The sequence below is a fragment of the Microbacterium sp. 20-116 genome, assembly GCF_041079415.1.
Classification (GTDB): domain Bacteria; phylum Actinomycetota; class Actinomycetes; order Actinomycetales; family Microbacteriaceae; genus Microbacterium.
Genome location: NZ_JBFYGP010000001.1, coordinates 397,350 through 419,736, shown reverse-complemented (window position 1 = coordinate 419,736; position 22,387 = coordinate 397,350). Strand labels below are relative to the sequence as shown.

At 69.9% G+C, this 22,387-nt stretch carries 23 protein-coding genes; 18 read left to right on the top strand and 5 right to left on the bottom strand.

Annotation, left to right across the window (positions count from 1 at the left end; genetic code table 11):
* Nucleotides 1-2: 2 nt before the first annotated feature.
* Complete coding sequence (locus tag AB6V29_RS02025; protein WP_307460683.1) at nt 3-500, bottom strand: DUF2087 domain-containing protein; 498 nt, start codon at nt 498-500, stop codon at nt 3-5.
* A 107-nt stretch (nt 501-607) separates the two neighbouring features.
* Here AB6V29_RS02025 and AB6V29_RS02020 point away from each other — a divergent pair, with 107 nt between their 5' ends.
* The 3 genes from AB6V29_RS02020 to holA all read left to right on the top strand — a co-directional run bounded on the left by AB6V29_RS02020 (nt 608) and on the right by holA (nt 4,686).
* Nucleotides 608-1,309, top strand: a complete 702-nt coding sequence (locus tag AB6V29_RS02020; protein ID WP_369356747.1) for a helix-hairpin-helix domain-containing protein — start codon at nt 608-610, stop codon at nt 1,307-1,309.
* A gap of 74 nt (nt 1,310-1,383) precedes the next feature.
* A complete protein-coding gene (locus AB6V29_RS02015; RefSeq protein ID WP_369356746.1) occupies nt 1,384-3,639 on the top strand; it encodes a ComEC/Rec2 family competence protein in 2,256 nt (751 codons plus the stop codon).
* Between the two features lie 9 nt (nt 3,640-3,648).
* Complete coding sequence (holA, locus tag AB6V29_RS02010) at nt 3,649-4,686, top strand: DNA polymerase III subunit delta (RefSeq protein WP_369356744.1); 1,038 nt, start codon at nt 3,649-3,651, stop codon at nt 4,684-4,686.
* A gap of 72 nt (nt 4,687-4,758) precedes the next feature.
* Here holA and AB6V29_RS02005 read toward each other — a convergent pair whose 3' ends face one another.
* Nucleotides 4,759-5,535, bottom strand: coding sequence for an alpha/beta fold hydrolase (locus AB6V29_RS02005; RefSeq protein ID WP_369356742.1), 777 nt, complete (start codon nt 5,533-5,535; stop codon nt 4,759-4,761).
* Nucleotides 5,535-6,062: a phenolic acid decarboxylase gene (locus AB6V29_RS02000; RefSeq protein WP_369356740.1), complete on the bottom strand. Its 528-nt coding sequence runs from the start codon at nt 6,060-6,062 to the stop codon at nt 5,535-5,537. The genes AB6V29_RS02005 and AB6V29_RS02000 overlap by 1 nt, the downstream gene beginning before the upstream one ends.
* A gap of 61 nt (nt 6,063-6,123) precedes the next feature.
* Between AB6V29_RS02000 and AB6V29_RS01995 the strand changes: the two genes are divergently transcribed.
* Nucleotides 6,124-6,573 carry a MarR family winged helix-turn-helix transcriptional regulator gene (locus AB6V29_RS01995; RefSeq protein ID WP_369356739.1) on the top strand — a complete coding sequence of 150 codons (450 nt, stop codon included), beginning with the start codon at nt 6,124-6,126 and terminating at the stop codon, nt 6,571-6,573.
* A gap of 105 nt (nt 6,574-6,678) precedes the next feature.
* Here AB6V29_RS01995 and rpsT read toward each other — a convergent pair whose 3' ends face one another.
* Both rpsT and AB6V29_RS01985 read right to left on the bottom strand, forming a co-directional pair.
* Nucleotides 6,679-6,939 carry a 30S ribosomal protein S20 gene (gene rpsT, locus AB6V29_RS01990; RefSeq protein ID WP_210074874.1) on the bottom strand — a complete coding sequence of 87 codons (261 nt, stop codon included), beginning with the start codon at nt 6,937-6,939 and terminating at the stop codon, nt 6,679-6,681.
* Between the two features lie 119 nt (nt 6,940-7,058).
* Nucleotides 7,059-7,781, bottom strand: coding sequence for an alpha/beta fold hydrolase (locus AB6V29_RS01985; RefSeq protein WP_369356736.1), 723 nt, complete (start codon nt 7,779-7,781; stop codon nt 7,059-7,061).
* Between the two features lie 87 nt (nt 7,782-7,868).
* Between AB6V29_RS01985 and lepA the strand changes: the two genes are divergently transcribed.
* The 14 genes from lepA to leuA all read left to right on the top strand — a co-directional run bounded on the left by lepA (nt 7,869) and on the right by leuA (nt 22,384).
* Complete coding sequence (lepA, locus tag AB6V29_RS01980; protein WP_210074878.1) at nt 7,869-9,713, top strand: translation elongation factor 4; 1,845 nt, start codon at nt 7,869-7,871, stop codon at nt 9,711-9,713.
* 25 nt (nt 9,714-9,738) lie between these two features.
* Complete coding sequence (locus AB6V29_RS01975; RefSeq protein WP_369356734.1) at nt 9,739-10,383, top strand: DUF1990 family protein; 645 nt, start codon at nt 9,739-9,741, stop codon at nt 10,381-10,383.
* Complete coding sequence (gene hemW, locus AB6V29_RS01970; RefSeq protein WP_267787191.1) at nt 10,383-11,600, top strand: radical SAM family heme chaperone HemW; 1,218 nt, start codon at nt 10,383-10,385, stop codon at nt 11,598-11,600. The genes AB6V29_RS01975 and hemW overlap by 1 nt, the downstream gene beginning before the upstream one ends.
* An 84-nt stretch (nt 11,601-11,684) precedes the next feature.
* Nucleotides 11,685-12,725, top strand: coding sequence for a heat-inducible transcriptional repressor HrcA (gene hrcA, locus AB6V29_RS01965; protein WP_267787192.1), 1,041 nt, complete (start codon nt 11,685-11,687; stop codon nt 12,723-12,725).
* Between the two features lie 62 nt (nt 12,726-12,787).
* Nucleotides 12,788-13,912, top strand: a complete 1,125-nt coding sequence (dnaJ, locus tag AB6V29_RS01960) for a molecular chaperone DnaJ (RefSeq protein WP_267787193.1) — start codon at nt 12,788-12,790, stop codon at nt 13,910-13,912.
* A 2-nt stretch (nt 13,913-13,914) separates the two neighbouring features.
* Nucleotides 13,915-14,649, top strand: a complete 735-nt coding sequence (locus tag AB6V29_RS01955; protein WP_369356732.1) for a 16S rRNA (uracil(1498)-N(3))-methyltransferase — start codon at nt 13,915-13,917, stop codon at nt 14,647-14,649.
* 147 nt (nt 14,650-14,796) lie between these two features.
* Nucleotides 14,797-15,144 carry an HIT domain-containing protein gene (locus AB6V29_RS01950; RefSeq protein WP_307316954.1) on the top strand — a complete coding sequence of 116 codons (348 nt, stop codon included), beginning with the start codon at nt 14,797-14,799 and terminating at the stop codon, nt 15,142-15,144.
* 49 nt (nt 15,145-15,193) lie between these two features.
* Nucleotides 15,194-16,216: a PhoH family protein gene (locus AB6V29_RS01945; RefSeq protein WP_369357156.1), complete on the top strand. Its 1,023-nt coding sequence runs from the start codon at nt 15,194-15,196 to the stop codon at nt 16,214-16,216.
* On the top strand, nt 16,213-16,680 hold the full coding sequence (gene ybeY / locus AB6V29_RS01940; RefSeq protein WP_210074894.1) for an rRNA maturation RNase YbeY: 468 nt from the start codon (nt 16,213-16,215) through the stop codon (nt 16,678-16,680). Before AB6V29_RS01945 ends, ybeY begins: the two co-directional genes overlap by 4 nt.
* A complete protein-coding gene (locus AB6V29_RS01935; RefSeq protein WP_369356730.1) occupies nt 16,677-17,987 on the top strand; it encodes a hemolysin family protein in 1,311 nt (436 codons plus the stop codon). The genes ybeY and AB6V29_RS01935 overlap by 4 nt, the downstream gene beginning before the upstream one ends.
* Complete coding sequence (gene era, locus AB6V29_RS01930; RefSeq protein ID WP_267787197.1) at nt 17,984-18,877, top strand: GTPase Era; 894 nt, start codon at nt 17,984-17,986, stop codon at nt 18,875-18,877. The genes AB6V29_RS01935 and era overlap by 4 nt, the downstream gene beginning before the upstream one ends.
* Before the next feature lie 70 nt (nt 18,878-18,947).
* Entirely contained in the window at nt 18,948-19,895 is a 948-nt protein-coding gene (locus tag AB6V29_RS01925; RefSeq protein ID WP_369356729.1) for a zinc-binding alcohol dehydrogenase family protein, read from the top strand.
* The gene (locus AB6V29_RS01920; RefSeq protein ID WP_369356727.1) at nt 19,892-20,485 is read left to right on the top strand and encodes a GNAT family N-acetyltransferase; all 594 of its coding nucleotides are present in this window, start codon (nt 19,892-19,894) and stop codon (nt 20,483-20,485) included. Before AB6V29_RS01925 ends, AB6V29_RS01920 begins: the two co-directional genes overlap by 4 nt.
* Before the next feature lie 138 nt (nt 20,486-20,623).
* Nucleotides 20,624-22,384: a 2-isopropylmalate synthase gene (leuA, locus tag AB6V29_RS01915; RefSeq protein WP_369356726.1), complete on the top strand. Its 1,761-nt coding sequence runs from the start codon at nt 20,624-20,626 to the stop codon at nt 22,382-22,384.
* Nucleotides 22,385-22,387 lie beyond the last annotated feature (3 nt).

Here is a 22,387-nt window from a genome sequence, read left to right as displayed (position 1 = left end):
ATTCAGCGAGGGCGGGAGTAGATCGTTCCGTCGCGGGCGCGATCGAGAAGCCCGGCGTCGACGAGGTAGCGACGCATGGCCGCGACGTCGTCGACGACCTCCGCGAGCCGGTCGTTGAGGGCTCCCTCGCTCAGCGTCTCGCCGGGCTGCATCATCCGCTCGGCGATACGCGCGAGAACCTCGTCGCGATCGGCGGCCCGGGATGGGTACGTCACGAGCCGACCGTCGACGAAGAAGCGGTTCGCACCTGTCGGGCGGGGCGGCGAGGGTGCGGCGGCGAGAGCCACACGGAAGACGTCGGGCTCGATGCGCCACCCCGCCCCGTCGGGCGAGATGAGGCCCGCCTCACGCAGGGAGTCGAGGACGCGCCTCCGCTTTCCGGGCGACAGCGCGTCCAGCGCCGGCTCGACGGATGTGTCGAGCACGATCCGCGCGTAGACCTCGCGCGCGCTGTCGTCGGCGAGAGCGGAGACCAGGGCGCGCCAGGCGTTCGGAGACACCGCTCCAGGGTATGCGCGGGTTCTGCACATCGGGCGATAGCAACCGCCTGTCCACGGAACGGCAGTTTCCGCCCGCGCGGCGGGGCCCGTCTGCCTAGCGTCGTCGCGTGACCGATACGCCCCTTCCCGAAACCGCGATGGCCTCGCGTGCCGTGGGCGATGCGTCCCCGCAGGCTGCAGCGGCACCGGGGGAGCGCGGGGCCGAACCTCCGTCGAACGGTGCCCTGCAGCCGCGCACCCGCCTGGGGATCGGCGCTGTCATCGTGCTGGTTCTCCTCGCGTTCGCCGTGACGATCTTCATCGGGATGCTGCGGGGTGCGACCGGCGCGGAGGTCATCGAGCCCACGGCATCGCCCTCTTCCTCCTCCCGGGCGATACCGGCGGCGACGGGGCTGTACGCCCACGTCACGGGAGCGGTCCGTGAGCCGGGACTGTATCGCTTGGACGCCGGTGACCGGGTCGCCGATGCGATCGCCCGAGCCGGGGGCTTCGCCGAAGACGCGCAGCGCGACGGGGTGAACCTCGCCCGTCCCGTGGCCGACGGCGAGCAGATCGTCGTCCCCGTCGTCGGGGCCGAGACGGCCGCTCCCGCCTCGGGCGCGGGCGGCGGCTCGAGCGGGCCGCTCGACCTCAACACCGCGACCCGCGACCAGCTCGACGAGCTTCCCCGCGTCGGACCGGCGATGGCCGACCGCATCCTCGCGTGGCGCGAGGCGAACGGACGATTCACCAGCGTCGACGATCTGCTCTCCGTGCCGGGAATCGGCGAGAAGATGCTCGCCGGGCTGCGAGACCTGGTGCGCGTGTGAGGGGTCGCCCCGGGGCGCGCCGGCGCTCTCTCCGTGCGGTCTCCGTCGCCGCGGCGACCTGGACCACGGCCGGCGTGGCCACCCTGATCCCGGATGCCGCCCCGCTCACGGTGGCCCTCGCTCTGGCGGCCTGCGTGGCCACCGCGCTCCTCGCGTGGCGTGGCGTGGCGCTGCTCGCCGTCGTTGCCGTGGCTCTCGCGTGCTCGTCCGCGACCGCGGGGGCCGTTGCGTCCGTGGGTCCGACCCGTTCCCAGATCGCTGCGCTCGAAGCCGGCGGGGGGAGGCAACTCGCCCTCGCGGTGATCGTCACCGGACGCATCGATGGGTCGCCCGACGGCGGCGCGTGGTTCGACGCGGTCGCTTCGAGCGTCCGCGCGGGAAAGCTGAGCGTGACGGGCACGATCCCCACGCGCGTCCTCGTCGACGCGGAGGGGCGGGCCGCGCTGGCCGTCGCGAGCATGGGCAGCGAGGTCCGGCTGACAGGGAGGGCCGTCCCTTCCGACCCGGGGGAGCGAGCCGCGCTCGTCGTGCGGGCGACCTCGATCGAGTCCGCCTCGACTCCGACAGGGATGTGGGCGTTCTTCGAGGGGCTCCGCGACGGACTCGTCGCCTCGACGCGCGGCCTTCCGCAGCCGGGGGCGGGTCTTGTGCCGGGTCTCGCGGTGGGTGATACCTCGAGCCTCGACCCAGCCACTGAAGCCGCGATGAATGCGTCCTCGCTCTCGCACCTCACCGCGGTGTCGGGGGCGAACTGCGCGATCGTCGTCGGTGCGGCGTTCGCTCTCCTGGCGCTCTGCGGTGCCTCCCGCGTCGTGCGGGTGGTTGGCGCGATGCTCGTGCTCACGGCCTTCGTCACCCTCGTCACACCCGAGCCGAGTGTCGTCCGCGCCGCCGCGATGGCAGCGGTGGCCATGCTCGCGCTGGCGCTCGGGCGCCCCGCGATCGGTGTCGCGGTGCTGCTGGTGGTCGACCCGTGGCTCTCCCGGTCCCTCGGCTTCGCCCTCTCCGCCGCGGCCACCGGTGCCCTGCTCGTGCTCGCCCGACCGCTGGCCGGCGGCCTGGAGCGCTGGATGCCACGCGCCCTCGCGCTCGCCCTCGCCGTGCCCACCTCGGCCCAGCTCGTGTGCGGACCGCTGATCGTGCTCATCGACCCGCACGTGCCCCTGCTCGGCGTCGCGGCGAATCTCGTCGCCGACCCTGCCGCCGCTCCGGCGACGATCGCGGGGGCCCTGGCCTGCATCGCCCCGTTTCCTTGGCTTCGGAACGGACTGACGGCCCTCGCCTGGGTTCCGGCGGCGTGGATCGCCGCCGTCGCGCACACCACCGCGGCGGTGACGGCGCAGAACCTGCCGTGGCCCGACGGGCTCACGGGGGCCGCGCTGCTGGCCGTGGTGGGTGCGGCCATCAGCGTCTGCGTCGTGCGGCCCCGGCGGCTTCCCCGGATCACCGCGCTCTCCTCTGCCGCCGTCGCCGTCGTCCTCGGCCTCGTGCTGGGCCAGACGGCCGTGCGCACGGTCGCGGGCCCCCTGACCGTACCCAGCGCGTGGCAAGTCGCGATGTGCGATGTGGGTCAGGGCGACGCGACGCTGTGGCGATCGGGCGACGCCGTCGCTCTCGTGGACACCGGGCCCGAGCCCGAAGCCCTGACGCGGTGCCTGCAGACGTTCGGGGTGGACCGTCTGGCCCTCGTCGTCCTCACGCACTTCGACCTCGACCACGTCGGCGGATCGTCGGCAGTAGTGGGCCGGGCCGATCTCGTCGTCCACGGCCCACCCGATGGCGCGGCCGACAAACGTTTGCTCGACCGGTTCGCCGCCGCGGGGGCGCGGATCCGACCCGCCGGGATCGGGCTGACGGGATCCGTCGGCACGACGCGGTGGCAGGTGCTCGGGCCGCCACCGAACGCCGACCCCGGCAACGACGCGTCCGTCGCCCTCGATGTGGTCGGAACGGGCTTTCCCCGCACCGTCCTGCTCGGCGATCTCGGTGAGCAGGCGCAGTCCGCCCTCCGGCGCCGCATCGATGTTCCGCGCGTGCAGGTGGTGAAGGTCTCGCACCACGGCAGCGCCGACCAGGATGCGCTGCTCTACCGAGGCCTTCTCCCGAGGATCGGGCTCATCGGTGTGGGCGCCGACAACGACTACGGTCATCCGACCGCGAAGCTCCTCGGCATCCTGACGTCTCTCGGCACCACCGCCGCGCGCACCGATCGCGACGGCGCCCTAGCCGTCTGGCTCGACGGTGAGGGGCGGGTGACACTATGGCGAGAGCGGGCGGGTGCGGATGGCGGGAGTCCCGCGTCGACCGGCGATGTCGGAACCGATCGGTAGGCTGGGAGAGTGACCCCGGCTCCCCGACGCACCGCGCCTGCCAAGGCGAAGTCGGCCATCCCGCAGGTGTCGTGGCGGTCTCCCCAGCCCGCGCCCCTCGTCCTGGTCTCCGGCCCCGAAGAGGTCTGCGCCGAGCGCGCGATCGCGGGCATCCGATCGATGCTCAAGAGCGAAGACCCGAGCCTCGAGGTCACCGACATCCGCGCCGACGACTACGCCGCCGGCACCCTGCTCAGCGTCACGTCGCCCTCGCTGTTCGGCGAACCGCGCCTCGTGCGGGTCAGCGGCGTCGAGAAATGCAGCGACACCTTCCTCACCGAGGCGGTGTCGTACCTCGCCCACCCGCAAGAGGGTGCCACGGTCGTCCTTCGTCACACGGGTGCGAGCGTGCGCGGCAAGAAGCTGCTCGACGGCATCCGCGCGGGTCAGGGGAACGGCATCGAGATCGCCTGCCCCGCGGTCAAGCGAGACTCGGATCGCTTCGACTTCGCGGTCGGCGAGTTCAAGGCCGCGCAGAAGCGCATCGCCCCCGTCGCCCTCCGCTCGCTCGTCTCCGCGTTCGCCGACGACCTCACCGAGCTCGCCGCCGCCTGCCAGCAGCTCATCTCCGACGTCCCCGGCGACATCGACGAGCGCACGGTCGAGCGCTACTACGGGGGGCGCGTCGAGACCTCGGCCTTCACCGTGGCCGACACCGCCATCGCCGGGCAGTACGGGCCCGCTCTTCTCGCGCTGCGGCACGCGCTGGCATCCGGAGCCGATCCCGTGCCCCTCGTCGCCGCCGTCGCCATGAAGCTGCGCACCATGGCCCGTGTCGCGGGAACCCGGGAGTCGTCGTCGATGCTCGCGCAGCGCCTCGGCATGAAGGACTGGCAGGTCGACCGTGCCCGCCGCGACCTCGTCGGGTGGACCGGCAACACGCTGGGCATGGCGATCCACGCCACCGCACGCGCCGACGCCGAGGTCAAGGGCGCATCGCGAGACCCCGTCTTCGCTCTCGAGCGCATGATCACGATCATCGCGACACGGGCACCCTACGGCGGCTGATCGGCCGTCTGCGCGTGCGGATCGCTCCGACCCGCCGCAGCGCGCCTGTGCGACGCTACGGCGGGGTCGGAGTCAGGTCGCAGATGCTATCCGCGCATCGAGGATCTCGAGCAGACGCCGCCGCCACGGAGTCGCCGACCACCCGTGGTCCGCGCCGTCCACGACGGTGAGCGACGCGCCCGGCAGCAGGTCCGCGTATCGCGTGCCGTATTCCACCGGCACGATCATGTCCTGCGTTCCGTGCACGACATCGGCGTGACCGGTGTACTTCGCGACCGGGCCGTACACGTCGAGCCCCGCGGTCACCTCGTCGATGAACGCCATGCCCAGCGGCATCCCCCCGAAATCGAACCAGCCCTGTTCGCGAGCCGGTGCGAGGGGCTGGCCCTGGATGGCGTCGTGCACCGTGATGTCGTCGACGACGACGCCCGCCGGAGACCACAGCGTCAACGTGCGAACCAGCTCGGGCACGTGAGCCGCGGCGAGAGCGGACTCCACCGCGCCGAGGCTGTGCGCCACGACATCGACGGGCCCCTCGACGGCGAAGGCACGGATCATGCCGACCACCTGATGGACCTCGTCGCCGATCGTGATGTCGGCGAAGTCCCCGTCGCTCATGCCCTGGCCGAGCCGGCTGTAGCTGCGAACCACGGCGCCACGATCGACGAGGTGACGCGCCGTCTGCACGAACAGCTGATGCCCGCCCGTCGCGTCGGCACTGAAGCCGTGAACCAGGAGCACTCGCGGCGCGTCGGCGGAGGCGCCGGCGACGGGCTCCCACTGCCATCCGCGCAGAGTGCGACCGCCGTGGGAGAGGCTGAGGGGCGTGAGTCGCGGGTCGGCGGCCATCAGTTCGTCCGCTCCGACCAGCCGGCGGGCAGGTCGCCCGGGGCGGTGTCGATCACGGTCTCGTCGTTCTCGCCGACGTGCTCGAAGAGCGTGATGCGGGCGAACTCCGGAACGACGTAGATCGGGTAGGTGGGACCCTCGTCGCGGTAGCGCTGCATGTCGTCGAGGTGGTCGTTCTGGAAGAGCACGGTCTTGTGCCCGTCGAGCTCGATCCAGCGGGGGAAGAAGATGGTGCCGTGCAGCACCCGAGACGCGGGGAGCACGTTCACGACGACGCTCGTACCCGTCGGCTCGTTCCACGAGACCTTGTAGACACCCGGAGCGAGCGCGACGAGGTCCACCGTCTGATCCTTCACCCAGCGACCGCCGACGTGGCCGCTGTGGATGCGATAGTCGATCGTTGTGGCGTTCTTGACGTACATCTCGTACTGCCAGCCGTTGGCGTAGGTGTAGATGAAGCGGTGGCCGACGATGCCGGAAAGATCCTGGGTCGGCTCGGGGTGGGCGACGGTGGTGGTGATATCCATGCGATGATTTTGTGACCAAATTAGTTTTCTGTCAAACACTTCGGGCTCGTACACTTGCCCCATGGCTGAGGGCACCTCGATCACCGCGCGACTGCTGAGCGACCGGCTCGGCCCCCTCCGCCGCGCCGTCTCGCGGGCTTCCCGGTCATCCGCCGCTCTGCCCGACATCCCCGACGCGCAGATCGAGGTCATGCGCTGCCTTTCGACGACCGGCACCCGCAGCCCGTCGGAGCTCGCCGACGCGCTCGGTCTCGCGCGGTCGACCGTCAGCAACCTGCTGTCGCAGATGGAGCGGAGCGAACTCGTCGAACGACGTCTCGTCTCGGGAGACGGGCGCCGCACGCAGGTCGGGCTGACCGCCCTCGCGGCCGCGCGACTGCGCGCCTTCGACGACGCCGCGACCGCGGTGCTCGTCGCCGCGCTCCAGGATCTCCCCGACGGCGATGCCGCGGCCATCGCCGCAGCCCTCCCCGCACTCGAACGCCTGCACGACCGCGTCGTCGACCGGTGAGTCGACGCGGCCGATGCGGGCCGCCAGAGGTCGAGCCAGATCAGGTCGACGCACAGCAAAAGGCCCGCCCCGCGCAATGCGGAGCGGGCCTCGAGGATCGGCGACTCAGAGAGCGGCGACCGACTTCGCGATGGCCGACTTGCGGTTCGCGGCCTGGTTCTGGTGGATGACACCCTTGCTCACGGCCTTGTCGAGCTTCTTGGTCGCGGTGGCGAGTGCCTTGAGGGCAGCTTCCTTGTCACCGGCGACGACGGCCTCGTTGGTGCGACGCACGTGCGTGCGGAGTTCGCTCTTGACGGCCTTGTTGCGCTCGCGCGCCTTCTCGTTGGTCTTGTTGCGCTTGATCTGCGACTTGATGTTCGCCACGTCGAGGGTCTTTCGTTTGAGTGAGTATGGGATTGTGCCGGGCGAGCGGTAGAGGGGCGCTGCACCGGCGATCGTGGAGGTCGGGAAAAACCCCACACGCAAGCCAAGGACCGAGTCTATCAGGTCGCTGCCTCGATCGTGGTGAGCGCCACCTCCAACAGCGCGTTGAACACGCGTGGTCGCATCGCCGTGACGAGGTGCGTCGTGCGCGGGACCACGACGAGCTCCGCGTGGCGCGCGACGGCGAGGAACAACCTCTCGTTCATCCGCAGTTGGTCCCATTGCCCGTTCACGAACCACAGGGGCACGTCGATCCGGCGGAGGGATGCCAGCAGGTCCAGCGTCGAAAGCGACGCCAGGGCCGTGTCCTGCGCGTCGAAGGCGTACCCGCCGGCTCCGAAATCAGGCCGCGTCTCCGGAGGGAGCGTGCGATCGAGCACGCGGTTCGTCAGGCCCAGGCCGCGATCGGGAAGGCTGTCGAAGCGTCGCGTGAAGAACCGGTAGGCAGACAGCCCGATTCCGCGGGGGATCGAGGTGCAAGACGCCGCCACGAACCCCGCCACCGGAGGCCGATCCTCGCTGCCGACGTAATCGATGCCCAGCAGCCCACCCATCGAGTGCCCCACCAGCAGCACGGGGCCGAGCGTCGCGGCATCCCGAACCGCGCCATCGATCGTCGCGAACGCCGCATCGAGCGAGAACACCTCACCCCGACGTGTGCCGTGACCCGGGAGGTCGACCGCCGTGACGGCCGTGCCCCGTTCCCGAAGGTAGGAGACCTGCGCGCGCCACATCGTCGACGACGTGCGGATGCCGTGTACGAGCACGACCTGAACCGCCATGGCATCCAGGGTAGAAGGCTCCGGATGCCGGAACCCTGAGCACCCGCGGACGGGGATGTCGGCGCACCACCGTAGAATCGACGGAACATGTCACCGCGCGCCCTGAAGCCCCTCGAGCCGTCTGCCACTCCGCCGGAGCAGATCCGCAACTTCTGCATCATCGCTCACATCGACCACGGCAAGTCGACGTTGGCCGACCGCATGCTGCAGATCACCGGCGTGGTCAGCGACCGCGATATGCGGGCGCAGTACCTCGACCGCATGGACATCGAGCGCGAGCGCGGCATCACGATCAAGTCGCAGGCCGTGCGCATGCCGTGGTCGACCACCGACGGCACCTTCGCCCTCAACATGATCGACACCCCCGGGCACGTCGACTTCACCTATGAGGTCAGTCGGTCTCTCGCCGCCTGCGAGGGCGCGATCCTGCTGGTCGACGCCGCTCAGGGCATCGAGGCTCAGACGCTGGCCAACCTGTACCTGGCGCTCGAGAACGACCTGACGATCATCCCGGTGCTGAACAAGATCGATCTGCCCGCGGCCGACCCCGACAAGTACGCCGCCGAGCTCGCCGGCCTCATCGGCGGCGACCCTGCCGACGTGCTGCGCGTGAGCGGGAAGACCGGCATGGGCGTCGAGGAGCTGCTCGACCTGATCGTCGAGAAGATCCCGGCCCCGGTCGGCAAGGCCGACGCCCCGGCACGCGCGATGATCTTCGACTCGGTCTACGACGCCTACCGCGGCGTCGTCACCTACGTGCGCATGATCGACGGTTCGTTGCAGCCGCGCGAACGACTGCAGATGATGTCGACCGGCGCGACGCACGAGGCCCTCGAGATCGGCGTGTCCAGCCCCGAGCCGGTGCCCACCAAGGGTCTCGGCGTGGGCGAGGTCGGTTACCTCATCACGGGCGTGAAGGACGTACGCCAGTCCAAGGTGGGCGACACGATCACGACGCACCGCAAGCCCGCCACCGATGCGCTCCCCGGCTACACCGATCCGAAGCCCATGGTCTTCTCGGGCATCTACCCGATCGACGGCAGCGACTACGCCGAGCTGCGCGAGGCGCTCGACAAGCTGAAGCTCTCCGACGCCTCGCTGCAGTACGAGCCCGAGACGTCCGTCGCTCTCGGCTTCGGCTTCCGCTGCGGGTTCCTGGGCCTCCTGCACCTCGAGATCATCACCGAGCGTCTCTCGCGCGAGTTCGGGCTCGACCTGATCACCACCGCGCCGTCGGTGACGTACGAGGTCACCACCGACACCGGTGAGACCGTCTCGGTCACCAACCCCAGCGAGTACCCCGACGGGCGCGTCGCCTCGGTCTCGGAGCCGATCGTCAAGGTCGGCATCCTGCTTCCGAAGGATTACGTCGGCACCGTCATGGAGCTCTGCCAGACGCGCCGCGGCACCCTGCTCGGCATGGAGTACCTCAGCGAGGACCGCGTCGAGCTGCGCTACCACATGCCCCTCGGCGAGATCGTGTTCGACTTCTTCGACCACCTCAAGTCGCGCACCCAGGGTTACGCGAGCCTCGACTACGAACCGGCCGGTCAGCAGACCGCCGACCTGGTCAAGGTCGACATCCTGCTGCAGGGCGACAAGGTCGACGCGTTCAGCTCGATCGTGCACCGCGAGAAGGCCTATGCGTACGGCACGCTCATGGCCGAGCGCCTGCGCAAACTCATCCCGCGCCAGCAGTTCGAGGTGCCCATCCAGGCCGCGATCGGTGCGCGCATCATCGCGCGCGAGACGATCCGCGCCATCCGCAAAGACGTCCTGGCCAAGTGCTACGGCGGTGACATCACCCGAAAGCGCAAGCTCCTCGAAAAGCAGAAAGAGGGCAAGAAGCGCATGAAGATGGTGGGCCGCGTCGAGGTTCCGCAGGAGGCGTTCATCGCCGCCCTGTCCGGCGACGTCGAGACCAAGAAGTAACGCACCACACCGAGAGGGGTGAACCATGCGCAGGCAGAACTTCACCGATGACACGGTCGACTACGCGGCTGTCGGCGCCACCCAGGCGCACGATCTGATGCAGTACCCGCCCGAGAACTCCGTTCCCGCAGAGGACGCGTGGCGCATCGGCAGCGGTGAGGAGCGCTTCGCCTCGGCGAGCGAGCTGCTGCTGTCGTGGGCGCCGCTGCGTGCCGGCGAGCTGAGCATCAGCGATGTGCGCCCGGCATCGGGCGAGGGGTACTCGGGCGTCGGCTTCGACGCCGACGGCGCACCCGTCGCGCCGAGCAGCCTCGAGGCCGAGCAGCGTTTCGCCGCCGACGGCACGCCCTTTGTCAGCCCTGGGACGGGTGTCCGCCTGCACGGCAAGGTCGACGGTCACCGCGCCGACGCCGAGCTGCGCGTCATCTCGGTCTTCGAAGAACCGCGCCGCGTCGGGTTCATCCTCGGCACGGTCGGTCACTCGATCGTCAGCGGCGAAGAGCTGTTCGCGGTCGAGTGGCGCGACAACGACGAGGTCTGGCTCGTGGTCCGCGCGTTCGATCGCCCCACCGCTCCCACCTACCGCCTCTTCACCAGCCGCGTGCGCCGCCGCCGCAAGGCGCTGTTCGCCCGGTACCTGCGCGCCATCTCGCCGCTGTACGCGTCCTGATGGGCGGTCCCCTCCCGCTCGGAGACCCCGCCCCCGTCGACGGACACCTGCCGGCCGACCTCGACATCGACCCGGCGGCCGATTTCGGCGTGTACCTGCACGTTCCCTTCTGCCGGGTGCGCTGCGGCTACTGCGATTTCAACACGTACACCGCGAGTGAGCTGCGCGGCGCCCGGCAAGACGACTTCGCCGACACGCTCGCCGCCGAAGTACGCCTGGCGGGGGGAGTGATGGATGCCGCGGGCGGCCGTCGCCCGGCATCCACCGTGTTCTTCGGAGGGGGCACGCCCACGCTTCTGCCGCCGGGCGATCTGGCGCGGATGCTCGCAGCGGTGCGCGACGAGTTCGGGATCGACGCCGCTGCCGAGGTCACCGTCGAGGCGAACCCCGACACGGTCGACGACGCCGTCGCGCGCACGCTCGCCGACGCCGGAGTCACCCGCCTGTCGATCGGCATGCAGTCGGCGCGGCCGCACGTGCTCGCGGTCCTCGACCGCACGCACGACCCCCTGAACGTCGCCACCGCCGTGGCCGCAGCTCGCCGGGCCGGCCTCGACGTGTCGGTCGACCTCATCTACGGGGCGCCGGGGGAGTCGCTCGACGACTGGCGTGCGTCGCTCGAGGCTGCCATCGCGCTCGAACCCGACCACATCTCGGCGTACGCGCTGATCGTCGAAGACGGCACGAAGCTCGCGCGCCAGATCCGCTCGGGCGACGTGGCCATGCCCGACGACGATCTGCAGGCCGACATGTACGAGCTGGCCGACGAGCTGCTCGGTGCCGCCGGCTTCGACTGGTATGAGGTGTCGAACTGGTCGCGAGGCGTCTCGCACCGCTCGCGGCACAACCTCGCCTACTGGCGCGGGAGCGACTGGTGGGGGTTCGGCCCCGGTGCGCACAGTCACGTCGGCGGCCTGCGCTGGTGGAACGTGAAGCACCCCGCGGCGTACGCGCAGCGCCTGGCCGCGCTCGAGTCTCCGGCCGCGGCGCGGGAACGCCCCGACGAGACGGCGCGCCGACTCGAGTCGGTGCTGCTGCGCAGCCGTATCCGCGAGGGGCTGGCGGTCTCGGAGATCCTCGGCGAAGGGCGTAAGGCGGTGGCATCCCTCATCGCCGACGGCCTGATCGAGGGCCGGGATGCCGTGCGGGGACGCATCGTGCTGACCTTGCGCGGGCGCCTGCTGGCGGATGCCGTGGTGCGAGCGCTCACGGTCTGATCCGCGAGCCCCCGGCACCGTGTCGGACCGATCCCGTAGAATTGGCACTCCGCAGATGCGAGTGCCAGACGGGAGGAGCAGCTCATGGTGTCGGAACGAGGCCTCCAGGTGCTCCGCGCGATCGTCCAGGATTACGTCGATACGCGCGAACCCGTCGGCAGCAAGGCGATCGTCGACCGCCACGCGTTCGGGGTGTCGGCGGCGACGATCCGCAACGACATGGCACTGCTCGAGGACGAAGAGCTCATCGTCGCCCCGCACACCTCGTCGGGGCGCGTCCCCACCGACAAGGGTTACCGCGTCTTCGTCGATCACCTCGCAGAACTCCGTCCGCTCTCGGGCGCCCAGCGCAGCGCGATCACCTCGTTCCTCGACGAAGCGGGCGATCTCGACGACCTGCTCGCCCGCACCGTCCGCGCGCTCACGCAGCTGACCGGACAAGTCGCGATCGTGCAGTATCCCTCGTTCGCCCGTGCCAACGTGACCCACGTCGAGCTCGTCGCCCTCGGCGGACCGCGCGTGCTGGTGATCCTCGTCACCGACACCGGCCGGGTGTCGCAACGGATCGCTCTCGTGCCCGCCGAGCCGAGCGAGGCAGACATCGTGCAGCTGCGCGCCCGCGTGGGGGCGGTGCTGGTCGGACGCAGCGTCGCCGACAGCTCGCACCAGGTGCAGGCGGTGCTCGCCGACGGACCACGGCCCGGTGTCGCCCTCGACGCGATCTCCGACGCGGTGCTGCGCATCGTGGGCGAAGAGCTCGAGGAGTTCCGCCAGGACCGCCTCGTCATGGCCGGGGCCGCGACGCTCGCCCGGCGCGAGTCCGACTTCCGCGGCAGCATCTACCCGCTGCTCGAGGCCATCGAGGAGCAGGTGACGCTCCTGCGTCTGATGAGCGAGATGGTCGCCGACGAGAAGGGCCTGTCGGCCAGCATCGGCCGAGAGAACGAGCCCTTCGGTCTCGTCGAGGCCTCAGTGCTGGCCAGTCGCTACGACGGCTCGACGGGCGGAGCGCGTGTCGGCCTGCTGGGCCCTACCCGCATGGATTACTCCTCCAATCTCGCGGCGGTCCGCGCCGTCGCGCACTATCTGACCCGGATGCTCGAAGACGACGACACGTCTCGCTGACGACGAACTCTCCGAGCACCCCACCCGAGAACGACCCCGCGCAAGCGGACAGGAAGGCGATTGTGGCTGACCACTACGAGGTCCTCGGCGTCGAACGCGACGCCAGCCCCGAAGACATCAAGAAGGCGTATCGCCGTCTGGCGCGCCAGCTGCACCCCGATGTGAACCCCGGAGACGACGCCTCAGAGCGCTTCAAGCTCGTCACCCACGCCTACGACGTGCTGAGCGACCCGGAGCAGCGTCGCCGCTACGACATGGGGGGCGACCAGAGCCCCTTCGGCGGCGGGGGAGCGGCCGGCTTCGGAGGCTTCAGCGACATCTTCGAGACGTTCTTCGGTGGCGGCGGTCAGGGCGGCGGCGGCCGCGGACCCCGTCCGCGTTCGCGTCGTGAGCGCGGCCAGGATGCCCTCGTGCGCGTCACCCTCGACCTGGGCGACGTCGTCTTCGGTACCCACCGCGACCTCGAGGTCGACACCGCCGTGCTGTGCGAGACCTGCCAGGGAGCCTGCACGCAGCCCGGCACCAGCGAGGTCACCTGCGACATCTGCCACGGCTCCGGCCACGTGCAGCGCACGGTGCGCAGCCTGCTCGGCAACGTCGTCACCAGCGCTCCCTGCAGTGTCTGCCAGGGTCACGGCACGACCATTCCGTACCCGTGCGGCACCTGCCAGGGGCAGGGGCGCGTGCGCGCCCGCCGCACGGTGTCGGTCGACATCCCCGCCGGTGTGGAGTCGGGCCTGCGCCTGCAGCTGCCCGGCTCCGGCGAGGTCGGGCCCGCGGGCGGTCCCAACGGCGACCTCTATCTCGAGATCACCGTCGAGACGCACGAGTCCTTCAGCCGAGAGGGCGATGATCTGGTCGCAACCCTCGAGGTGTCGATGCCGGATGCCATCCTCGGCACGAACACCACGATCCAGTCCCTCGACGGCAGCGTCGACCTCGAGGTGCGACCGGGCGTGCAATCCGGCGACGTCCTGACCATCAAGGGCCGCGGGATCACGCCGCTGCGGGGGAGCCAGCGCGGAGACCTCCGCGTCGGCGTGCACGTCGTCACCCCCACCCGCCTCGACCACAAGGAGCGCGCCCTCATCGAGGAGTTCGCGAAGCGCACGAAGGCCCCGAAGCCCCGCCTGGCCGAGCACCAGCAGGGCATGTTCAGCAAGTTCCGCGACCGCTTCCGGCACTGATCGTGGCACTGCACTTCGTCACCGACGACGCCGGTTCCGCCCGACCAGGAGACACCGTCGAGCTCACCGGCGCCGAGGCGCACCACGCCTCGGCCGTCCGGCGCGTGCGCGTCGACGAGGCGGTGACGCTCGGCGACGGTCGCGGTGTGTGGCTGTCGGGCATCGTGACCGCGGCGACCCCGAAACAGGTCGACGTGCGCGTCACCGGGCGCGACGAGTTGCCCGCGCCCTCTCCGCGCTTCGTGCTCGTCCAGGCCCTCGCCAAGGGCGACCGCGACGAACTCGCCGTTCAGGCAGCCACCGAGCTCGGTGTCGATGCGATCGTGCCGTGGCAGGCGGCGCGAAGCGTCTCGCGCTGGGATTCGAAGGCCGAGAAGGGTCTCGCGCGCTGGCGCGCCATCGTCCGCGAAGCGGCGAAGCAGGCTCACCGTGCCTGGATACCCGAGGTCCGGGCGGTTGCGCGCACCGCCGACCTCGTCGAGGCTGCGGGCACCGCTGCGATCCTGGTGCTCGAGCCGTCGGCATCCGCTCGCCTCACCGAGGTGGCCGCGGAGGCGTCGGACGGCCGCGAGGTGCTGCTTGTCGTCGGCCCGGAGGGCGGGATCGCGCCCGAGGAGCTCTCAGCGCTCGTGGCGGCCGGCGCGCGGCTCGTGCGCCTCGGAGACACGGTGCTGCGGACATCGACCGCGGGGGCTGCGGCGATCTCGGTGCTGTCAGCGGCATACGGGCGCTGGTGACGGCGTTCCGTCTTTCCGCTCCGGCGCTCGCGGGGCTCGAGGCCCGACGTCTCAGCCCCGATCTCCGGGCCGTGCCGGCGCCTCGGAGAGCGACGGATGCCGGAACCCCCGACCTGGGTGTCGGAGGCCGTCACTAGACTGGATGCTATGAGCGAACCGTCGATCTTCACGCGCATCCTGCGGGGCGAGATCCCCGCCGAGATCGTGGCCGAGACCGAGAACGCCTTCGCGATCCGCGACATCGCGCCGCAGGCGCCGGTGCACCTGCTCGTCATCCCCAAGACGCAGCAGTACTGCAACGTCGTCGAGCTGGCCGCGGGCGATCCCGACCTGCTCGCCGAGATCATCGGGCTCGCCCACTCGGTTGCCGCCGCGCACGCCGACGGCGACTTCCGCCTCATCTTCAACACCGGCGAGGGCGCCGGCCAGACCGTCTTCCATGTGCACGCCCACGTCCTCGCGGGTGGCCTGAACGAAAAGAGCTTGGGTGGCTGATTCCGCCGAAGAAACCGTCTCCGACCACATCCAGGTCGACGGCGTGGCCATGGTGCAGCTTCTCGGCCCGCAGGATCGCCTCCTCCGCGTGGTCGAGAAGGAACACCCCGACGTCGACGTGCACGTGCGCGGCAACGAGATCACCCTGTCGGGCGCACCCGGTGCGGTGCGCGCGGCCCGCGGCCTCGTCGACGAACTGCTCAGCATGACCCGCTCGGGGCAGGTCCTCGACCCGTCCGACGTGTCGAGCTCGAACCGCATGCTCTCCGACGGCGGTCCCCGACCCTCCGAGGTGATGGGCGAGGCGATCCTCTCGTCGCGCGGCAAGACCATCCGTCCCAAGACCGCGGGCCAGAAAGAGTACGTCGACGCGATCGACGAGAACACCATCGTCTTCGGCATCGGCCCCGCCGGTACCGGCAAGACCTATCTGGCCATGGCCAAGGCGGTGCAGGCGCTGCAGCGCAAAGAAGTCAACCGCATCATCCTGACGCGGCCGGCCGTCGAGGCGGGGGAGCGGCTCGGGTTCCTCCCGGGCACGCTCACCGACAAGATCGACCCGTATCTGCGCCCGCTCTACGACGCGCTCAACGAGATGATGGACCCCGACATCGTCCCCAAGCTCATGGCGACCGGCACGATCGAGGTCGCGCCGCTGGCGTACATGCGCGGTCGCACGTTGAACGACTCCTTCGTCGTGCTCGACGAGGCGCAGAACACCACGCCCGAGCAGATGAAGATGTTCCTCACGCGCCTCGGCTTCGGCACGCGCATGGTCGTGACCGGTGACATCACGCAGGTCGATCTCCCGCAGGGCGCCTCGGGACTGCGACTCGTCACGCGCGTACTCGACGACATCGACGACATCCATTTCTCCCGCCTCACCAGCGACGACGTCGTGCGCCACAACCTCGTGGGCCGCATCGTCGACGCCTACAGCGAGTACGACGAGAAGCGCCTTGCCGCACGTCGCGAACGCGACGAGGCATCCGAATTCGCCACCCGTGCGGAGCGACGCGGCCCGAGCGCCGCCGGTCCCCGCGATCACCTCCCGAGACGAAACCGCTCATGACGATCGAGATCAACAACGAGTCCGACCACCAGATCGACGAGCAGGTCCTGCTGCGTCTGATGGAGTACAACCTCGCGGAGCTGCACGTCAGCGCCGACGCCGACGTGGCCATCGTGCTCGTCGACGAGGGCGCCATGGAATCCCTGCACGTGCAGTGGATGGACGAGCCCGGCCCCACCGATGTGCTCAGCTTTCCGATGGACGAGCTGCGTCCCGGTTCCGAAGACGCCCCCACGCCCGCGGGCTTGCTCGGCGACATCGTTCTCTGCCCGGCTGTGGCCGAAACCCAGGCCGTCGCTGCGAAGCACTCCACACAGGACGAGCTGATCCTGCTCACGACCCACGGGCTCCTGCACCTCCTCGGCTTCGACCACGCCGAGCCCGACGAGGAGCGCGAGATGTTCGGCCTGCAGCGCGAGCTCATCACCGGCTTCCAGGCCGTCGAGCGCCAGCGCCGCGCATGACCGAGGCCCTGCTCCTCGTAGCCGCCTTCCTCCTCGTCGCCTTCGGCGGCCTGATGGCGGCATTCGAGGCGGCGCTGGGCGTGACTTCGCGAGTCGACCTGATCGAGCTCGGGTCGGGCGGCCGCAACGCGCGGTCTCTGCGTCGCATCGGCGACGACACGAACGCCCACGTCACCGCCGTCTCCTTCATCCGCGTCCTCGCCGAGACGACCGCGGCTGTGCTGGTCGCCGCGGCCTTCATGCTCATCTTCGACGACATCCTGCTCGCGGTCCTCGCGGCGGCCGTGCTGATGACGGGTATCTCCTTCGTCGCCGTCGGCGCGAGTCCGCGCTCCGTCGGACGGCAGCACGCTCGCGGGCTGCTCCGCGGGGGAGCGCCGGTCATCCGCGGCATGCGCATCCTGCTCGGACCCCTCGCCCACGGCCTTGTAGCGGTGGGCAACCGCGTGACGCCCGGTGTCGCCCACTCGACCTCGTTCGCGTCCGAGGAGCAGCTGCTCAGCATCATCGACGAGGCCGCCGAGAACGAATTGATCGAGCAGGACGATCGCGAGCTCATCCACTCGGTGTTCGACTTCACCGACCGCTACGTGCGCGAAGTCATGGTCCCCCGCACCGACATGGTGAGCGTGGATGCCACGGCCACCTCCCGCGAGGCACTCGCACTGTTCCTCGAGAAGGGGGTCTCCCGCATCCCCCTCGCCGACGACGACGCGGACGACGTCGTCGGCGTGCTGTACCTCAAGGACCTCGTCCAGTTCGGCTTCCGTGACGAGGCCGGTTGGCGAGACGCCCCGATTCGGCGCATCGCGCGTCCGGCCGTCTTCGTCCCCGAGTCGATGAAGGCAGAGACCCTTCTCCAGCAGATGAAGAAGGACGCCGTGCACGTCTGCCTCGTCGTCGACGAGTACGGCGGAGTCGCGGGCCTGGTGACCCTCGAAGACCTGATCGAAGAGCTCGTGGGCGAGATCGCCGACGAGTACGACGCCCCGTCCACCGAGATCGTCGAGCTGGGCGACAGCCGTTACCGCGTCAACGCGCGCCTCGGCCTCGACGAGGTCGGCGACCTGTTCGGTCTCGAACTCGACGACGAAGACGTGGATTCCATCGGCGGCCTTCTGGGCAAGGCCCTGGGCCGCATCCCACAGCCGGGCGCGACGGCCGAGCACTCCGGTCTCGTCATGACCGGGGGCGCCTCGCGCGGTCGCAACCGCGGTATCGCCACGGTGATCGTGGAGCGGGCTGAGACGATGGACGAAGAAGACGCCGAGGCAGAGCCCTCGCCGCGTGAGAGGAACGACAGATGACCGACACCCGATCCGGCTTCGTGACCTTCGTGGGCCGGCCGAACGTCGGCAAGTCCACGCTGACCAACGCCCTGGTGGGCGAGAAGGTCGCCATCACGAGCGACAAGCCGCAGACCACCCGCCGCGCCATCCGCGGCATCGTCAACCGTCCCGGCGGTCAGCTCGTGGTCGTCGACACTCCCGGCATCCATCGTCCTCGCACCCTTCTCGGTCAGCGTCTGAACGATCTCGTCGAACAGGTGCTCGGCGACGTCGACGTGATCGCGTTCTGCGCCCCCGCGACCGAGAAGGTCGGTCCCGGCGATCGCCGCATCGCCGAATCGCTCTCGGGTTACCCGCGCGCGAAGAAGGTGGCCCTCGTCACGAAGACTGATGCCGCGACGCGCGATCAGATCACCGAGCGACTCATCGAGGTCGACGCGCTTCGCGAGGACTGGGCTGCGGTCATCCCGCTCTCAGCCGTCACGAACGACCAGCTCGACGTGCTGAGCGACGAGCTCCTCGCCCTCATGCCGGTCGGCCCCGCGCTGTACGCAGACGACGTGGTCACCGACGAGGCCCTCGAGGACCGCATCGCCGAGATCATCCGCGAGGCAGCCCTTCACGGCGTTCGCGACGAACTCCCGCACTCGATCGCGGTGACCGTGGACGACGTCGCTCCGCGCGAGGACAGCGACCTCACCGACGTCTGGGCGAACATCGTCGTCGAGCGCGACAGCCAGAAGGCGATCATCATCGGCAAGAAGGGTTCGCGCCTGGCCGACGTGGGAGCGCGCGCCCGCGCCGGCATCGAGCCGCTCGTCGGCGGTCGCGTCTATCTGTCCCTGCACGTCCGCGTCGCCAAGGAATGGCAGCGCGACCCGAAGCAGCTCGGTCGCCTCGGCTTCTGACCGCCCCTCTCCGAACCTGTCGTGCCCGGTCGCGGCTCGGCGGCGAACACCCGCAACGAAAGGCGTGACCATGGCGATGAGGTGGACGGCCCCGGCTCCGGGCCCGATCGACACGTGGAGCTTCGACGAGGTCGAGCTCGCGCCTCCCGGCCCGGGTGAAGTGAGCGTCCGGGTGCACGCGGCGGGTGTCAATCCCGCGGACGCCAAGCACGTCGCCACCGCGCGGCCCGGCGCCGAGTTCCCCGTGCCGATCGGCTATGAGCTGTCCGGCGAGGTGATCGCCGTCGGCCCCGATGCCCTCGGCGGCTCGGGCCCGCTTCACGTCGGCGATGAGGTCGTCGCTTTCCGCGTGCACGGCGCCTACGCCACCGAACTCACGGTCCCCGCGCGCGACGTCTTCGCAAAGCCGGCGAACCTCTCGCACCCCGAGGCCGCGAACCTCCTGCTCGCCGGCACCACCGCCGCCGAGATGATCCAGGTCACCCGTGTCGTCGAGGGCGACACCGTCCTGCTCCATGCCGCCTCCGGTGCGGTGGGCGTCAGCCTGCTCCAGCAGGCGCGCGAACTCGGTGTCCGAGTCATCGGGACGGTGGGGCCGGATGCCGAGGACTCGGCCGACCGCGTCCGTCGCTACGGCGGCATTCCGGTGGCCTACGGCGTCGGTCTGCGCGAGCGCGTCGAAGCGGCGGCAGAAGGCGCCCCCATCGCCGCAGCGTGGGACGCCGTCGGCACCGACGAGGCGTTCGACGTCTCCCTCGCCCTCGTCGCCGAGCGCGACCGCATCGTCACGATCGTCGACCCCGAGCGCGCGAAGAAGGACGGCGTGCTGTGGATCGCCGGTTCGCGCCCCGAGAGCGCCCGCTTCCGTGACATCGCCCGTGCCCGGGTGCTCGAGCTGGCGGCATCCGGTGATCTCGAAGTCCCCCTCGCTCGGACGTACTCCCTCACCGAGGCGGTCGAGGCCGTCGGTTTCGTCATGGACGGCCACCCCGGCGGGAAGGTCGCGCTGCTGCCGTGAGTGGGTCACCGTTCTCTCTGCCCCCGGCGCCGGAGTCGCTCCAGGTCGTTCGCGAGCGCGTGCGTCTGCGTCCGTTCGAGGAGAGCGACCTCGAGGCTATGGCGACCTACCGCGGCGACGCCGACGTCTGTCGCTTCTTGCCGTTCGAGCCGCAGTCGCCCGACGACATCCGCCGCCGCAACGGCCACCTCATGGGAGGGACCTCGCTCGAGGGCGCGCGCGGCGGCGTCATGCTCGTCATCGAGAACGACGGCACGGTGATCGGTGACCTCGTGCTCTTCCACCTCGACATCGAGGCAGGATCCGCCGAGATCGGGTGGGTCGTGAGCCCGGCGGCATCGGGTCGCGGTCTCGCTACCGAGGCGGTGCGCGCGCTCATCGACACGGCGTTCGAGGTCTATGGCCTCCGGCGTCTCGTCGCCCAGATCGACGCCGACAATGCGCGTTCCGTGGCGCTGGCCGAGCGCCTCGGCCTGCGTCGCGAGGCGCATTTCGTCGAGAACGAGTGGTTCAAGGGACGGTGGAGCGACCTGCTCGTCTACGCCGTTCTCGATCGCGAGTGGATGTCCGGGGACGCGAGCGGCGCGTGAGGGACTGCTACGATCGCTGCATGCGCTTCGGTGGCCAGCTTCTTCTTAGTTGCCGCGACGAGTCCTCGATCTAAGGGCCTTCCTCGTCGCGGAGATCGTCGTCGGCCCCACCGAACGAATCTAAAGAAGCGACACATCATGAAGAACACCCAGAAGCCCACGTCCGCTCCGGTACACAAGTACCGTCCGTTCCACGAGCAGATCGCGGTCGATCTGCCCGATCGCACCTGGCCGTCGAAGCGGATCGAGGTCGCCCCCCGCTGGTGCGCCGTCGATCTGCGTGACGGCAACCAGGCGCTCATCGACCCGATGAGCCCGGAGCGCAAGCGCGTGATGTTCGATCTGCTCGTGAAGATGGGGTACAAGGAGATCGAGGTCGGGTTCCCAAGCGCGAGCCAGACCGACTTCGATTTCGTGCGTCAGCTGATCGAAGAGGATCTGATCCCCGAGGACGTCACCATCCAGGTGCTGACCCAGGCGCGAGAGCACCTGATCGCCCGCACGTACGAGGCGATCGCCGGCGCCAAGCAGGCGATCGTGCACCTGTACAACTCCACGAGCGTCTTGCAGCGCGAGGTGGTGTTCCGCACCGACCAGCAGGGCATCGTCGACATCGCTCTCGAGGGCGCGCGGCTGTGCAAGCAGTACGAGAAGACCATCCCGCAGACCGAGGTCTTCTACGAGTACTCGCCCGAGAGCTACACCGGGACGGAGCTCGAGTTCGCGCTGCGCATCTGCAACGAGGTGCTCGAGGTCTTCGAGCCCACTCCCGAGCGCAAGGTCATCCTGAACCTGCCGGCCACGGTCGAGATGGCCACCCCCAACGTCTACGCCGACTCGATCGAGTGGATGTCGCGCCACCTGAACCACCGCGAGAACGTCATCCTGTCGCTGCACCCACACAACGACCGAGGCACGGCCGTGGCCGCCGCAGAGCTGGGGTACCTGGCCGGCGCCGATCGCATCGAGGGCTGCCTGTTCGGCAACGGTGAGCGCACCGGCAACGTCGACCTCGTCGCCCTGGGCGTCAACCTGTTGACGCAGGGCATCGACCCGCAGATCGACTTCCGCGACATCGACCAGGTCAAGCGCACCGTCGAGTACTGCAACCAGCTGCCCGTTCCCGAGCGCAGCCCCTGGGCCGGCGACCTGGTGTTCACCGCGTTCAGCGGATCGCATCAGGATGCCATCAAGAAGGGCTTCGAGGCGATGCAGGCCCGCGCGGACGCAGAGGGCAAGAGCGTCGACGACATCGAGTGGGCGGTTCCCTACCTGCCGATCGACCCGAAGGATCTGGGGCGCTCGTACGAGGCCGTCATCCGCGTCAACTCGCAGTCCGGCAAGGGCGGGGTCGCCTACCTGCTGAAGGCCGATCACGCGATCGACCTGCCCCGCAAGCTCCAGATCGAGTTCTCCGGCGTCGTGCAGGCCCGCACCGATGCTGAGGGCGGCGAGGTCTCCAGCAGCCAGATCTGGGACATCTTCACCGACGAGTACCTGCCGTCGACGGACGACGACCAGCGTTGGGGCCGCTTCGAACTGCTCTCGACCCGCTCGGCGAGCGACATGTCGGGGGATGTGCACCTCGACATCACGCTGCGCGACGGCGACTCGAGCCACCCCGCGTCGGCTGTGGGAAACGGTCCGGTCGCTGCCTTCCTCGAGATCGTGCGATCGCAGGGTTTCGAGGTGACGCTGTACGACTACGTCGAGCATGCTCTCAGCTCGGGCGGTGACGCGCAGGCCGCCGCCTACGTCGAACTGCAGGTCGACGACCAGCGGTTGTGGGGCGTCGGCATCGACGGAGACATCTCTACCGCCTCGCTCAAGGCGATCGTCTCGGGTGTCAATCGCGCGATCCGCACGCGGCAGTCGTCCGACGCCCTCGCCGGCGTCTGACTC

Bases quoted from the DNA above. Each gene is read 5' to 3' on its own strand.
- era (WP_267787197.1), top strand. From the start codon at position 17,984: ATGACCGACACCCGATCCGGCTTCGTGACCTTCGTGGGCCGGCCGAAC.
- AB6V29_RS01945 (WP_369357156.1), top strand. From the start codon at position 15,194: ATGGTGCAGCTTCTCGGCCCGCAGGATCGCCTCCTCCGCGTGGTCGAG.
- hrcA (WP_267787192.1), top strand. From the start codon at position 11,685: ATGGTGTCGGAACGAGGCCTCCAGGTGCTCCGCGCGATCGTCCAGGAT.
- leuA (WP_369356726.1), top strand. From the start codon at position 20,624: ATGAAGAACACCCAGAAGCCCACGTCCGCTCCGGTACACAAGTACCGT.
- ybeY (WP_210074894.1), top strand. From the start codon at position 16,213: ATGACGATCGAGATCAACAACGAGTCCGACCACCAGATCGACGAGCAG.
- lepA (WP_210074878.1), top strand. From the start codon at position 7,869: ATGTCACCGCGCGCCCTGAAGCCCCTCGAGCCGTCTGCCACTCCGCCG.
- AB6V29_RS01935 (WP_369356730.1), top strand. From the start codon at position 16,677: ATGACCGAGGCCCTGCTCCTCGTAGCCGCCTTCCTCCTCGTCGCCTTC.
- AB6V29_RS01925 (WP_369356729.1), top strand. From the start codon at position 18,948: ATGGCGATGAGGTGGACGGCCCCGGCTCCGGGCCCGATCGACACGTGG.
- AB6V29_RS01975 (WP_369356734.1), top strand. From the start codon at position 9,739: ATGCGCAGGCAGAACTTCACCGATGACACGGTCGACTACGCGGCTGTC.
- AB6V29_RS01950 (WP_307316954.1), top strand. From the start codon at position 14,797: ATGAGCGAACCGTCGATCTTCACGCGCATCCTGCGGGGCGAGATCCCC.
- AB6V29_RS02000 (WP_369356740.1), bottom strand. From the start codon at position 6,062: ATGGATATCACCACCACCGTCGCCCACCCCGAGCCGACCCAGGATCTT.
- AB6V29_RS02005 (WP_369356742.1), bottom strand. From the start codon at position 5,535: ATGGCCGCCGACCCGCGACTCACGCCCCTCAGCCTCTCCCACGGCGGT.
- AB6V29_RS01985 (WP_369356736.1), bottom strand. From the start codon at position 7,781: ATGGCGGTTCAGGTCGTGCTCGTACACGGCATCCGCACGTCGTCGACG.
- AB6V29_RS01995 (WP_369356739.1), top strand. From the start codon at position 6,124: ATGGCTGAGGGCACCTCGATCACCGCGCGACTGCTGAGCGACCGGCTC.
- hemW (WP_267787191.1), top strand. From the start codon at position 10,383: ATGGGCGGTCCCCTCCCGCTCGGAGACCCCGCCCCCGTCGACGGACAC.